The sequence below is a fragment of the Izhakiella australiensis genome (assembly GCF_002006995.1).
In the GTDB taxonomy this organism is placed as follows: Bacteria; Pseudomonadota; Gammaproteobacteria; order Enterobacterales; family Enterobacteriaceae; genus Izhakiella; species Izhakiella australiensis.
Genome location: NZ_MRUL01000008.1, coordinates 65,979 through 78,686 on the forward strand (window position 1 = coordinate 65,979; position 12,708 = coordinate 78,686).

At 55.1% G+C, this 12,708-nt stretch carries 12 protein-coding genes; 9 read left to right on the forward strand and 3 right to left on the reverse strand.

The window, feature by feature from the left end; translation table 11 throughout:
- The first annotated feature begins 29 nt into the window (after positions 1–29).
- From dsbC to lysS, 4 genes are all read left to right on the forward strand, one after another.
- Entirely contained in the window at positions 30–734 is a 705-nt protein-coding gene (gene dsbC, locus BTJ39_RS12840; RefSeq protein ID WP_078003100.1) for a bifunctional protein-disulfide isomerase/oxidoreductase DsbC, read from the forward strand.
- The gene (gene recJ / locus BTJ39_RS12845) at positions 734–2,458 is read left to right on the forward strand and encodes a single-stranded-DNA-specific exonuclease RecJ (RefSeq protein WP_078003101.1); all 1,725 of its coding nucleotides are present in this window, start codon (positions 734–736) and stop codon (positions 2,456–2,458) included. Before dsbC ends, recJ begins: the two co-directional genes overlap by 1 nt.
- A 628-nt stretch (positions 2,459–3,086) precedes the next feature.
- A protein-coding gene (gene prfB / locus BTJ39_RS12850) for a peptide chain release factor 2 (RefSeq protein ID WP_096777732.1) occupies positions 3,087–4,185 on the forward strand; the annotation gives its coding sequence in 2 pieces (ribosomal slippage) (positions 3,087–3,161 and positions 3,163–4,185; 1,098 coding nt in all).
- Positions 4,186–4,194: 9 nt separating this feature from the next.
- Positions 4,195–5,715 carry a lysine--tRNA ligase gene (lysS, locus tag BTJ39_RS12855; protein ID WP_078003102.1) on the forward strand — a complete coding sequence of 507 codons (1,521 nt, stop codon included), beginning with the start codon at positions 4,195–4,197 and terminating at the stop codon, positions 5,713–5,715.
- Between the two features lie 38 nt (positions 5,716–5,753).
- Here the strand turns inward: lysS and BTJ39_RS12860 are convergent, their stop codons facing one another.
- Complete coding sequence (locus tag BTJ39_RS12860; protein WP_078003103.1) at positions 5,754–5,972, reverse strand: DUF7661 family protein; 219 nt, start codon at positions 5,970–5,972, stop codon at positions 5,754–5,756.
- A gap of 212 nt (positions 5,973–6,184) precedes the next feature.
- Between BTJ39_RS12860 and BTJ39_RS12865 the strand changes: the two genes are divergently transcribed.
- From BTJ39_RS12865 to BTJ39_RS12875, 3 genes are all read left to right on the forward strand, one after another.
- Positions 6,185–6,688 carry a cupin domain-containing protein gene (locus BTJ39_RS12865; protein WP_078003104.1) on the forward strand — a complete coding sequence of 168 codons (504 nt, stop codon included), beginning with the start codon at positions 6,185–6,187 and terminating at the stop codon, positions 6,686–6,688.
- A gap of 49 nt (positions 6,689–6,737) precedes the next feature.
- Positions 6,738–7,433 (forward strand): amino acid racemase, encoded by a 696-nt coding sequence (locus BTJ39_RS12870; RefSeq protein WP_078003105.1) that lies wholly within the window; start codon positions 6,738–6,740, stop codon positions 7,431–7,433.
- Positions 7,434–7,704: 271 nt separating this feature from the next.
- Complete coding sequence (locus BTJ39_RS12875; protein ID WP_078003106.1) at positions 7,705–8,874, forward strand: MFS transporter; 1,170 nt, start codon at positions 7,705–7,707, stop codon at positions 8,872–8,874.
- Here BTJ39_RS12875 and BTJ39_RS12880 read toward each other — a convergent pair.
- Entirely contained in the window at positions 8,855–9,787 is a 933-nt protein-coding gene (locus BTJ39_RS12880) for a LysR family transcriptional regulator (protein WP_078003107.1), read from the reverse strand. The genes BTJ39_RS12875 and BTJ39_RS12880 overlap by 20 nt on opposite strands.
- A 104-nt stretch (positions 9,788–9,891) precedes the next feature.
- Between BTJ39_RS12880 and lysA the strand changes: the two genes are divergently transcribed.
- Positions 9,892–11,151 carry a diaminopimelate decarboxylase gene (lysA, locus tag BTJ39_RS12885; RefSeq protein WP_078003108.1) on the forward strand — a complete coding sequence of 420 codons (1,260 nt, stop codon included), beginning with the start codon at positions 9,892–9,894 and terminating at the stop codon, positions 11,149–11,151.
- Positions 11,152–11,222: 71 nt separating this feature from the next.
- Positions 11,223–11,687, forward strand: coding sequence for a GNAT family N-acetyltransferase (locus BTJ39_RS12890; RefSeq protein ID WP_078003109.1), 465 nt, complete (start codon positions 11,223–11,225; stop codon positions 11,685–11,687).
- On the opposite strand, the gene galR is transcribed toward BTJ39_RS12890, so the two are convergent.
- Complete coding sequence (gene galR / locus BTJ39_RS12895) at positions 11,688–12,689, reverse strand: HTH-type transcriptional regulator GalR (RefSeq protein ID WP_078003110.1); 1,002 nt, start codon at positions 12,687–12,689, stop codon at positions 11,688–11,690. It lies immediately after the preceding gene.
- Positions 12,690–12,708 lie beyond the last annotated feature (19 nt).

Genomic DNA, 12,708 nt, shown 5'->3' on the forward strand with positions numbered 1-12,708 from the left:
ACGACACGGATGTAAACAAAGGAACTATCATGAAAAAACCGTATTTGCTGCTTTCTCTTTTGCTGGCAATGGCCGGCGGCGCAGCTCACGCCGATGATACAGCGATTCAGCAATCGCTGCGCAAGCTGGGACTAAAGCAAACTGAGATCCAACCTTCGCCGCTGCCGGGTATGAAAACGGTTCTGTCGGAAAGCGGCGTGCTCTACGTTTCCGAAGACGGCAAGCATTTTATCCAGGGGCCGCTGTATGATGTCAGCGGCGCACAGCCGGTAAACGTCACTAATCAGCTGCTTGATAAAAAAGTGGATGCGCTGAAAGCAGACATGATCGTTTATAAGGCGCCGAAAGAGCAGCATGTTATTACGGTGTTTACCGATATTACCTGCGGCTATTGCCGCAAAATGCATTCGCAGATTGCCGACTATAACGCGCTGGGTATTACCGTACGCTACCTGGCTTTCCCGCGTGAAGGGCTTGGCGGCGAAGTAGAAAAACAGATGACGTCTATCTGGTGCGCCGCCGATCGTAACAAAGCCTTTGACGAGGCGATGAAAGGCACCGCCCCGCAGGCGGCCTCCTGTAATCTCGACCTTGCCCGCCAGTACAAGCTGGGGATCCTTTATGGCATTCAGGGAACGCCCGCCATCCTGCTGCAAAATGGCACGCTGATCCCCGGTTATCAGGGACCGCAGGAACTTAAAACCTTCCTCGACAGCCAGAAAAGCGGCCGCTAATGACAACGGGTTTTACTACGCAACTTCGCCGTCGTCAGGCGGCGGAGGTCAGCTGGCAGAGTACGTCACTTTCTCCGTTGCTTCATCGTTTGTATGCCCAGCGCGGCGTTGCTCAGCTAAGGGAGCTGGAGCGCGGCGTTAAATTTCTTCATCCGTATCACAGCCTGCACGGCATTGAGCGCGCATGCGCTGTTTTACAGCAGGCTCTGGCGGATAATCTCAACATCATGGTTGTGGGTGATTTTGACGCCGACGGCGCGACCAGCACGGCTTTAACCGTACTGGCGCTGCGCAGTATGGGCGGCCGGAATGTACAGTTTCTGGTCCCCAATCGCTTTGAAGATGGCTATGGTCTCAGTCCGGAAGTGGTGGAGCAAGCCGCCAGCCGCGGCGCTGAACTGATCGTTACGGTAGATAACGGCATTTCCTCCCATGCTGGCGTTGACTGCGCCAATCAGAAAGGCATCCCGGTGCTGATAACCGATCACCATCTGCCCGGTGAAACCCTGCCGGCAGCGGCGGCCATTGTTAATCCGAATCTTGAAGCCTGTGAATTTCCATCGCGTGCGTTGGCGGGCGTCGGAGTCGCTTTTTATCTGATGCTGGCTTTGCGTGCGCGTCTGCGCGATGACGGCGTTAGCGAGCTGCCGAATCTGGCCGCGCTGCTTGATCTCGTCGCGCTTGGCACGGTGGCTGACGTGGTGCCGCTGGATGCCAATAATCGCATTCTGGTCTGGCAGGGGCTGAGCCGGATACGTGCGGGGCAGTGTCGGCCGGGAATTCGGGCTCTCCTTGAGATCGCCCGGCGCGATATGCGTTCGCTGGTGGCCAGCGATCTGGGCTTTGCTTTAGGTCCGCGTCTGAACGCCGCCGGGCGGCTCGACGACATGTCCGTTGGCGTATCGCTGTTGCTGACGGAAGACCTTGCTGAGGCGCGGATGCTGGCCGGCGAGCTGGATGCGTTAAATCAGACGCGTAAAGAGATAGAGCAGGGGATGCAATCCGAAGCGCTGGCGCTGTGCGACAGCATTGAGCGCAGCAGCGAAGCGTTGCCGCTCGGACTGGCTATTTATCATCCGGAGTGGCACCAGGGCGTAATCGGCATTCTGGCTTCGCGCCTGAAGGAGCGGTTTCACCGCCCGGTGATCGCTTTTGCGCCTGCGGGCGATGGCACGTTAAAAGGCTCCGGTCGTTCCATTCAGGGGCTGCACATGCGTGATGCCCTGGAGCGGCTGGACACGCTGAATCCTGGTCTGATCATGAAATTTGGTGGTCATGCGATGGCGGCCGGGCTGTCGCTGGAAGCCGCTAAATTTGACGACTTCAGGCGGCATTTTTCTGCGCTGATGCATCAGCTGCTGGATGAGGCCGCGCTGCAGGGCGTTATCTGGTCCGATGGCGAGTTATCCGCGCGGGAAATGACGCTGGCAACCGCAGAATTACTGCGCGAAGGCGGTCCCTGGGGACAGGCTTTCCCGGAGCCGGTATTTGACGGCAAGTTCAAACTGTTACAGCAGCGCCTGGTGGGGGAACGTCATCTCAAGCTAATGGTTGAACCCGTTGGCGGCGGTCCTTTATTGGATGCCATTGCGTTTAACGTCGATATCACACGCTGGCCTGACCCGAGCGTCAAACTGGTTGAGCTGGCTTATAAGCTTGATATCAATGAGTTTCGCGGTAATCGCAATCTTCAACTGATCGTAGAGCATCTCTGGGCGCTGTAAGCTGTCACTGCCGCAGATAGTTTCTGCCTTCTGCGGCAGCCAGATGGTCTGTTATTCGACGATGAATGCCGTCCTCCTTCCGCTACTAGCAACAAATAATCAACGAAAACGTAAATAATTGGCCTATGACGGCGTGAGGTGAGCGGCTGTTTGTTGGCATCTTGTTAAATATGATGTCCCTCGTTCACCGCCATGCTTCATTCAATTATTTACCCTAACAACTAAAATGATAATCATTTAAATAACATTTTATTTTTTATGATTAAATTATAATTAACTAATTGAATTTATTTGTTTATTTATAGTTCAGGTCGATCTGGTGATGTCATTAATCGTAAACGCTATAGCGTTGCCAGATGAATTTACCAATCCAATGTTTAGATATGAAAATAATAGGACTTTGCGAAAAAACAGGAATAATATTATTACCCAGTGGAACCGGAGTTCACGATTAATTCCAGTTTCGATGTGTTATCGCCGGTTAAGTATCGATGGAAGATAACGTTGGCGTCAGGGAGCCTCATCGCCCATCTTGCAACGATGAGAACGCTACAATCCTGCGCTACTTTGGGGTAAAATCACAGGTTACTTCATTGTCATATCGACCATCAAAAAAGATCCCAAAGTCATGTTTGAAATCAATCCGGTAAAATATCGCATCCAGGACCTCACTGAACGCTCCGACGTTCTTAGGGGGTATCTTTGACTACGATGCTAAGAAAGAGCGTCTGGAAGAAGTAAACGCCGAGCTGGAACAGCCCGACGTATGGAATGAACCCGAACGGGCGCAGGCGCTGGGCAAAGAGCGCTCGACGCTGGACGTGATCGTTGAAACGTTTGATCAGATGAAGCAAGGACTGGAGGACGTCTCCGGTCTGCTTGATCTGGCGGTGGAAGCGGAAGACGAAGAGACCTTCAACGAAGCGGTTGCCGAACTGGATGGTCTTGAGAAGAAGCTGGGTGAGCTTGAGTTTCGCCGCATGTTCTCCGGGGAATACGACAGCGCCGATTGCTATCTGGACATCCAGGCGGGGTCCGGCGGCACTGAGGCGCAGGACTGGGCCAATATGCTGCTGCGCATGTATCTGCGCTGGGCGGAAGATAAAGGCTTTAAAACGGAAGTTATTGAAGAGTCGGAAGGCGAAGTTGCCGGAATAAAATCCGCCACTATTCGTATCCAGGGCGACTATGCCTTTGGCTGGCTGCGAACGGAAACCGGGGTCCATCGTCTGGTGCGTAAGAGCCCGTTCGATTCCGGCGGTCGGCGCCATACCTCCTTCAGCTCTGCTTTCATCTACCCGGAAGTGGATGACGACATTGATATTGAGATCAACCCGGCCGACCTGCGCATTGACGTTTATCGCGCTTCGGGCGCGGGCGGTCAGCACGTAAACCGTACCGAATCGGCCGTGCGTATCACCCACGTTCCGACCGGCACGGTTACCCAGTGTCAGAATGACCGTTCTCAGCATAAGAACAAAGATCAGGCGATGAAGCAGATGAAAGCAAAGCTTTATGAACTTGAAATGCAGAAAAAGAACGCGGAAAAGCAGGCGCTGGAAGACACCAAATCCGATATCGGTTGGGGTAGCCAGATCCGCTCATACGTGCTGGATGATTCCCGTATAAAGGATCTGCGCACCGGCGTGGAGACCCGTAATACCCAGAGCGTGCTGGATGGCGACCTGGATCGTTTTATTGAAGCAAGCTTAAAAGCAGGGCTATAAGGAACCGATATGTCTGAACAACAACCGCAGGGTGCCGATGGCGCACTCGATCTTAACAATGAACTGAAAGCGCGTCGTGAAAAGCTGAGCGTGCTGCGTGAAGGCGGCATCGCGTTTCCCAATGACTTCCGCCGCGACAGCACCTCCGACAAGCTGCATGCCGCCTGGGATGATAAGCAGAACGAAGAGCTGGAAGCGCAGGGCATTGAAGTCAGCGTAGCCGGACGAATGATGACCCGCCGTATTATGGGGAAAGCTTCTTTCGTTACCCTGCAGGATGTTGGCGGACAGATTCAGCTTTATGTTTCCCGTGACGACCTGCCGGAAGGCGAATACAACGAGCAGTTTAAAAAATGGGATCTCGGCGATATCCTCGGCGCGCGCGGCAAGTTGTTCAAAACCAAAACCGGCGAACTTTCCATCCACTGCAGCGAACTGCGCCTGCTGACCAAAGCGCTGCGCCCGCTGCCGGATAAGTTCCACGGTCTGGCCGATCAGGAAACGCGCTATCGTCAGCGTTATCTTGATCTGATTGCCAACGATGAATCACGCGCTACCTTCCAGGTACGTTCAAAAATCATGGCGGCAATCCGCAGCTTTATGGTCGGCCGCGACTTTATGGAAGTGGAAACGCCGATGATGCAGGTGATCCCCGGCGGCGCTTCGGCGCGTCCTTTCATTACGCACCATAATGCGCTGGATATTGATATGTATCTGCGCATCGCGCCGGAACTTTATCTGAAGCGTTTGGTGGTCGGCGGTTTTGAACGGGTGTTTGAAATCAACCGTAACTTCCGTAACGAAGGCATTTCGCCGCGCCATAATCCTGAATTCACCATGATGGAACTTTACATGGCGTATGCGGATTATAAAGACCTGATTGAGCTGACGGAAAGCCTGTTCCGCACCCTGGCGCAGGACGTACTTGGCACGACTCAGGTTCCTTACGGCGAATACCGCTTTGACTTCGGCAAGCCTTTTGAGAAGCTGACCATGCGTGAAGCTATCAAAAAATACCGCCCTGAAACTGAACTCAGCGATCTGGATAATTTTGATAAAGCCGTTGCCATCGCGCAGACGCTGGGCATCAAGGTTGAAAAAAGCTGGGGTCTGGGCCGGGTCGTGACCGAAATTTTTGAAGAGACGGCGGAAGCACATCTGATTCAGCCGACCTTTATTACCGAATATCCCGCTGAGGTTTCTCCTCTGGCGCGTCGTAACGATGTGAATCCGGAAATTACCGATCGCTTTGAGTTCTTCATTGGCGGGCGCGAAATCGGTAACGGCTTCTCCGAGCTGAACGATGCGCAGGATCAGGCTGAGCGCTTCCAGCAGCAGGTGAACGCGAAGGACGCCGGCGACGATGAAGCGATGTTCTATGATGAAGATTACGTTGTTGCGCTGGAGCACGGCATGCCGCCGACGGCCGGTCTCGGTATTGGTATCGATCGCCTGATGATGCTGTTTACCAACAGCCATACTATCCGCGACGTGATCCTGTTCCCGGCGCTGCGTCCGCAGGGCAATTAACCTCATCTCCCTTTACAAGGGGCGGAATTTTCCGCCCCTTATTCTATGCGCTTCACCTGCGGATGCTTATCACTTGCCGACTCGTGGTAAATGTCATCCAGCCAGCGGACGATTTGATCTTCGCTAACGTCATCCGGGATGACGACTTCATATAAACGTGAAAACTTACGCTCGCTGATATCTACCCGAAAAACCTGCCAGCCATCGGGCGTTGATTTCACGCCGATATAGCGGCCAAACACATCATAAATCTGCACGCGTTGCTCCCAATTACCCCTTGAACATGCAATATTAATAGATTGTTAAACAACCTTGCAGCAACCATCTGCGCCCGGCGCCTGTCGTGGCCTCTGATGGTATTAATAACAACGATACGATTAATACCTGAGCCAGTACGGGCTTCAGGTCGCCTCTTTTCCCTGCAGATTCGTCGATCGGCGGTAACGTCGGTGGCGGCAAGGAGTGAACCATGAGTGAGAAAAAACGGCCGGCGTTTATTCGCCACTGGCGTGAGCTGGAAAAGCCGGATAAAGGCCATTACCCCGACAGCACCGAGCTTATGACGATTAGCTCTCCGCTTGGCGCCCGGCTGGGGCTGACCCGCATCGGCATTCACCACGAGCGTTTGCTTCCTGGGCGGCGCATGTCCTATCCGCACGCGGAAAGCAGTGAAGAAGAGTTCGCTTATGTGATTCAGGGCACGCCCGACGTGTGGATTAACGGTGAACTCTGGCGGCTCCAGCCCGGCGACGCCGTCGCTTTTCCAGCGGGAACCGGAATTTGCCATACCTTTATTAATAATACGCAGGAAGAGGCGCATTTTTTGGTGGTGGGCGAGCGCAACAAAGCGGAAAACCGCATCTGGTATCCGCTTAATCAGCAGTATGCTGCCACCCGGGAAGACTGCTGGCAGGATCCGCCTGCGCAGCAAATGGGCAATCATCCCGGCAAGCCAGATAATCCAACGGGCTGAAACCATTGGCTACAGGGCCGAATAATTTTGATAAACAGTGGAGCTAAATATGAAAACGCTGGGTCTGATTGGTGGCATGAGCTGGGAATCGACAGTCAGCTATTATCAGCTGCTGAATCAGGGTGTTAAGCAGCGCCTCGGCGGGTTGCATTCCGCGCAGCTGGTGTTGTGGAGCGTCGATTTCCATCAGATTGAGCTTTGTCAGCAGCGCGGAGAGTGGGACAAAGCCGGCGAGCTGCTGGCGCAGGCCGGTGTAGCGCTGAAAAAGGCTGGCGCTGAAGGTATTTTGCTGTGTACCAATACCATGCATAAAGTTGCCGAACCGATTATCGCCGCCAGCGGGCTGCCGTTTCTGCATATTGCCGATGCCACGGCCCAGGCAATTCATCAGCAGAAAATGACGCGAGTGGCGCTGCTTGGCACCCGCTACACCATGGAACAGCCTTTTTATCGCGAGCGCCTGCACCAGGCGGGTATCGAAACCCTGGTTCCCGAAGAGGCCGCGCGCCAGCGCGTGAATCAGATAATTTTCGACCAGCTATGCCTCGGCGAATTCAGGGACGATTCACGGCGTTATTACCAGCAGGTTATCCAGCAGCTGGCAGAGCAGGGCGCGCAGGGCGTGATTTTTGGCTGTACCGAAATCGGTTTATTGTTGAATGCACAGCAAAGCCCGCTGCCGGTATTTGATACCGCCGCGCTCCATGCCGCCGCCGGGGTAGACTTCATGCTCAATGAGGGGTAAGACGCTGACTTTCTGACGCTGTCGTTTCGCTATTCTTGCTAACCTGCGCGGCGCCTGTGCCGCGTTATTTTCTTGCCGTCCGCTGGCGTCGCGGCGGATTATTGTCTTTCTGGCAATACTTTCTTGCTGTCAGCGTGCTGTAAACCATTGCGTTCCTGTGTTTAAATCCCCTTCGAATGTGATGCAGATCAAAAAAATCTGTTTAACAATTTCCTTTATGCAGCTGAAACCAATGGTCTGCATTGATTAAATTAAACCAGGAGCGTGTGAGATGCCTGTTTCTTTGTTGGCGCTGGCGCTGAGTGCGTTCGCCATTGGCACTACTGAGTTTGTCATTATGGGGTTATTACCGGAGGTGGCTGGCGATTTGGCGGTATCGATTCCCTCTGCCGGCTGGTTGATTAGCGGCTATGCGCTGGGTGTTGCCATCGGCGCGCCTATCATGGCGTTGCTCACCGCTAATCTGCCGCGTAAACGCACGCTGCTGCTGCTGATGTCGATTTTTATTATCGGCAACGTGCTTTGCGCCCTGGCCTACAGCTATCATTTGCTGATGCTGGCCCGGGTAATAACCGCGCTTTGTCACGGTGCTTTTTTTGGCATCGGCGCCGTGGTGGCGGCCGGGCTGGTCGCGCCCAACAAGCAGGCGCAGGCGGTGGCATTGATGTTTACCGGGCTGACGCTGGCAAACGTGCTTGGCGTGCCACTGGGTACCTGGTTTGGCCAGCTCTACGGCTGGCGGGCTACGTTCTGGGCGGTTACCGCTATCGGCCTGCTGGCGTTTATCGCGCTGTTTGTCAGCCTGCCGGTTAATCGTGAGGAGAAACCCCTTCATCTGGCCAGCGAAATTCGCGCTTTAGCCAACGGCAAGCTATTGCTGTCGCTGCTGATGACGGTGTTTTTCTCTGCGGCGATGTTTGCTTTGTTCAGCTATATTGCGCCACTGCTGCTGCAGGTAACCGGCATCAGCAATCGCGGTGTTAGCTGGACGCTGTTTCTGATTGGTGCCGGGCTGACGGTTGGCAACGTACTGGGCGGAAGGCTGGCCGACTGGCGTCTGTCGTTCAGCCTGATCCTTAGCTTTGCGTTGATTACGCTGTTTTCACTGGCCTTTAGCTGGACCAGCCACGCGCTCTGGCTGGCGGAAATCACGCTGTTTCTTTGGGCGATGGCGACCTTTGCTACCGTGCCGGGGTTGCAGATCAACGTGGTACGCCACGGTGCTGATGCCCCTAACCTGGTTTCGACGCTCAATATTGCCGCATTTAATATCGGCAATGCTTTTGGCGCCTGGCTTGGTGGCGCGGTGATTAACGGCGGTTTTGGTTTAACCGCAGTGCCGGTTGCGGCGGCGGTAATGGCGCTGCTGGGGCTGTTCCTCTGCCTGCTGACCTTTCGCTCGCAGCGGGGCAACACGGCGACTATTGCCTGCCCGGAGTAAGTCGCTGCGCCAGCCGCTGCTTAACGAGACCAATGTGAGTTTGCAGATGTTCACTAAAGGCGCTAACCAGCGCTGAAGCCGGGCGATGGGTGGGATGAATCAGGCTGACGGTAAAAGGTACTTCAATGCTAAAGCGCCTTACCGTCAGCCGGCTGTCCGCGTAATCAAGCGCGGTCAGCGGATTGACCACCGAAATGCCGACCCCGGCTTTAACCATCGCGCACACCGACGCTGCGCTGTGGGTTTCCATAATCATCCTGCGCTGCACCTGATGCTGATTAAATAAGGCGTCCAGCAAATGACGGTAGCTGTCGTGGCGCGACAGGCTGACATAAGGCTCACCGTGGAAATCTTGCGGCGTCAGCTGGGCTTTACCTGCCAGCGGATGATCCGACGGCAGCACGCAGACCTCATTGCCGGTAAACAGCGTTGTGCGACGCGTTCCGGCCGGTGTTTGCGTGGTTTCGGTGAGCCCCAAATCATAACGTTGTGCTGACAGCCACTCCTCCAGCAGCGGTGACTCCTGGGGAATAATATTCAGGCTGACTTCCGGGTACTGCGCCATAAACGGCTGGCACAGCAGTGGCAGCAGCGATTGGGAAAATACCGGCAGGCAAACCAGCGACAGCTCTCCCTGACGGAAGGCGCGTAGCCCTTCGGCGGCATTGAGAATGCGGTCAAGGCCGTACCATGAGCGTTGTACTTCCTCAAATAGCAGAAGTCCTTGCGCCGTAGGAAACAGGCGCCCTTTGCTGCGGGTAAACAGCTGCAAACCCAGCAGCTTTTCCAGCCGGGCCAGTTCGCGGCTGATGGTGGGCTGGGAGCTGTTTAACAGCCCGGCGGCGGCCGTCACGTTGCCCGCCGTCATTACCGCATGAAAAATTTCTATGTGCCTCAGGGTGACGTCAGCCATTATTTACTCATCCATATCAAATATGAATAGCATCGCATAAAACAGATATTTTTCGTCACAATATTTCTGTGGCGTAATAGCCTCCTGTTTTCAGGAGGATTTTTATGCCACGTTCGCCAGACCACGCCGATAACCCTTTCAACCGCGATAACCTGCTGACGCTGGCACGCCAGTACGATGGACCGGTCTGGGCCTATGATGCGCAGATTATTCGCCAGCAAATCGATAAACTGCGCCATTTTGACGTTATTCGCTTCGCCCAAAAAGCCTGCTCTAATTTGCATATTCTGCGGCTGATGCGTGAAGCCGGCGTGAAGGTGGATTCGGTCTCTCTCGGCGAAATTGAGCGCGCGCTGGTCGCGGGTTATCAGGCCGGCGAGCAGAGCGACGAAATCGTCTTTACTGCCGACGTGCTTGACGCACCGACCCTGGCGCGCGTCGCCGGGCTAAAAATCGCCGTAAATGCCGGTTCGGTGGATATGCTGCATCAGCTGGGCGCCGTCTCAGAAGGCCATCGGGTCTGGCTGCGGGTTAACCCTGGGTTTGGTCACGGTCATAGCCAGAAAACCAATACCGGCGGGGAAAACAGCAAGCATGGCATCTGGTATAGCGACCTGCCTTTAGCGCTGGAAGCAATTCATCGCTATAACCTGAAGCTGGTGGGATTGCACATGCACATTGGCTCCGGGGTTGATTATCAACACCTGGCGCAGGTCTGCGATGCCATGGTGGCGCAGGTTATCGCCAGCGGACAGGATATCGAAGCTATCTCCGCCGGTGGCGGCCTGTCAGTTCCCTATCAGCCGGGCGGCGAAACTATTGATACCCAGCACTATTTTGGCCTGTGGGATAATGCCCGGCAGCGTATCGCCGCCCATTCAGGCCATCCGGTTAAGCTGGAAATTGAACCCGGGCGTTTTCTGGTGGCGGAATCCGGCGTGCTGATAAGCCAGGTGCGGGCGGTGAAGGATATGGGCAGCCGTCATTTCGTGCTGGTCGATGCTGGCTTTAACGATCTGATGCGACCGGCGATGTACGGTAGCTACCATCATATTTCGGCGCTGGCGGGTAATGGACGGCCGCTTGATGAGTCAAAGACTCTGGAAACGGTGGTTGCCGGGCCGCTGTGCGAGTCCGGCGACGTATTTACCCAGCAGGAAGGGGGTAAAGTAGAAACCAGGGCGCTGCCGGCGGTGCGCACAGGGGATTATCTGATTTTTCATGATACCGGCGCCTATGGTGCGTCGATGTCTTCGAACTACAACAGCCGCCCGCTGCTGCCGGAAGTGTTGTTTGATCGGGGGGAGGCGCGTCAGATCCGCAGGCGGCAAACTATCGATGAATTACTGGCACTTGAGCGCTGATCGCATATCCTTCAGCGCACTTCTGATACAATTATTGCTTATTAACCAGAGAGAAAAGAAAGCAGGTAGCTATGGCTGATAAGCGCTGGCGTATTTTGCCGTTGAATACGGAGCCACATTATCGCGATGCGGTCGTGGAGTGGCAATCGCAGGCATTCGGAGATGAAACCTCGCGGGACTTTTTTGCCAGCGTGGTCGATAGTAGCCTGCGCGGGGCAGACTTGCCGGTTACCTGGATCGCGCTTGATGATGAACGGGTGATCGGTACGATTGGCCTGTGGCGCTGCGATCTGATTAGCCGTCAGGATCTCTGGCCGTGGCTGGCGGCACTCTATGTCGATCCTGCCTATCGTGGGCAGGGCGTCAGCGAACGCTTGCAGCAGCGGGTGATCAACGAAGCCAGCGCGCGTGGATTCAGCAACCTCTATCTCTGGGCCTCATTTGCCGATTACTACGAGCGCTTCGGCTGGGAGTATCAGGGCGAAGCGCTGGACTATCCGAATAAAAAGGTGCGTGTTTACCGCCGGCCGCTGTGATCAGGCCGGACCGCCGACGGAATGGCGCCTTACCAGCGTCGGGCTGAACATATTCGTTACCTCCGGCAGCGGCTGATTATTTGCCAGCGCCAGCGCCAGTTCCGCCGCCTGCTGCGCCATATTAATCACCGGGTAGCGGATGGTCGTCAGGCGCGGGCGCACATAGCGGGATACCAGCACGTCATCAAAGCCAATCAGCGACATTTCTTCCGGCACCGCGATGCCGTTATCACTTAGCACCGCCAGCGCGCCGGCCGCCATTGAGTCGTTATAGCAGGCTACGGCGCTGAAGGTTTTGCCACGCCCAAGCAGTTCGGTCATGGCCTGCTCGCCGCCGATTTCATCCGGTTCGCCAAATGCGACCAGCCGCTCATTGTCGGCTATCTGATGTTCTTTAAGCGCGTCGTAATATCCCTGCAGGCGATCTTCTGCGTCGGAAATATCATGGTTTGAGCAGATGAAGGCGATGTTCTGATGGCCCATCTGAATCAGATGGCGGGTTGCCAGCCAGGCGCCGTAACGATCGTCCAGCGCAATGCAGCGTTTTTCAAATCCAGGCAGCGCGCGGTTTATCAGCACCATGCCGGGGATCTGTTGCATCAGCGGCACCAGCTCGGCATCAGGGATTTTTTTGGCATGTACGATAAGCGCGCCGCAGCGATGGCGGATAAGTTGCTCAATCGCCTGGTGCTCTTTCTGCTGGTTATGATAACCGTTGCCGATCAGCAGAAAGTTACCGGTCTGGTAGGCGACCTGCTCTACCGCTTTAACCATGGCGCCGAAGAAAGGGTCGGAAACGTCGCATACCACCAGCCCCATACTCTCGGTGGACTGTTGGGCCAGTGCCCTGGCGTTAGCGTTGGGATGATATTGCAGCTCCTCCATCGCGCTGAGTACGGCCTGGCGTGAGCTTTCGCTGGCTTTCGGCGAGTGGTTAATGACGCGGGAAACCGTCGCGACGGAGACCCCGGCGAGTCTGGCAACATCCTTAATCGTGGCCATACGCTAATTAGTTCCTGGG

Excerpts from the sequence above, each read along its gene's own strand:
- dsbC (WP_078003100.1), top strand. The coding sequence starts at position 30 with ATGAAAAAACCGTATTTGCTGCTTTCTCTTTTGCTGGCAATGGCCGGC.
- recJ (WP_078003101.1), top strand. The coding sequence starts at position 734 with ATGACAACGGGTTTTACTACGCAACTTCGCCGTCGTCAGGCGGCGGAG.
- lysS (WP_078003102.1), top strand. The coding sequence starts at position 4,195 with ATGTCTGAACAACAACCGCAGGGTGCCGATGGCGCACTCGATCTTAAC.
- BTJ39_RS12865 (WP_078003104.1), top strand. The coding sequence starts at position 6,185 with ATGAGTGAGAAAAAACGGCCGGCGTTTATTCGCCACTGGCGTGAGCTG.
- BTJ39_RS12870 (WP_078003105.1), top strand. The coding sequence starts at position 6,738 with ATGAAAACGCTGGGTCTGATTGGTGGCATGAGCTGGGAATCGACAGTC.
- BTJ39_RS12875 (WP_078003106.1), top strand. The coding sequence starts at position 7,705 with ATGCCTGTTTCTTTGTTGGCGCTGGCGCTGAGTGCGTTCGCCATTGGC.
- BTJ39_RS12880 (WP_078003107.1), bottom strand. The coding sequence starts at position 9,787 with ATGGCTGACGTCACCCTGAGGCACATAGAAATTTTTCATGCGGTAATG.
- lysA (WP_078003108.1), top strand. The coding sequence starts at position 9,892 with ATGCCACGTTCGCCAGACCACGCCGATAACCCTTTCAACCGCGATAAC.
- BTJ39_RS12890 (WP_078003109.1), top strand. The coding sequence starts at position 11,223 with ATGGCTGATAAGCGCTGGCGTATTTTGCCGTTGAATACGGAGCCACAT.
- galR (WP_078003110.1), bottom strand. The coding sequence starts at position 12,689 with ATGGCCACGATTAAGGATGTTGCCAGACTCGCCGGGGTCTCCGTCGCG.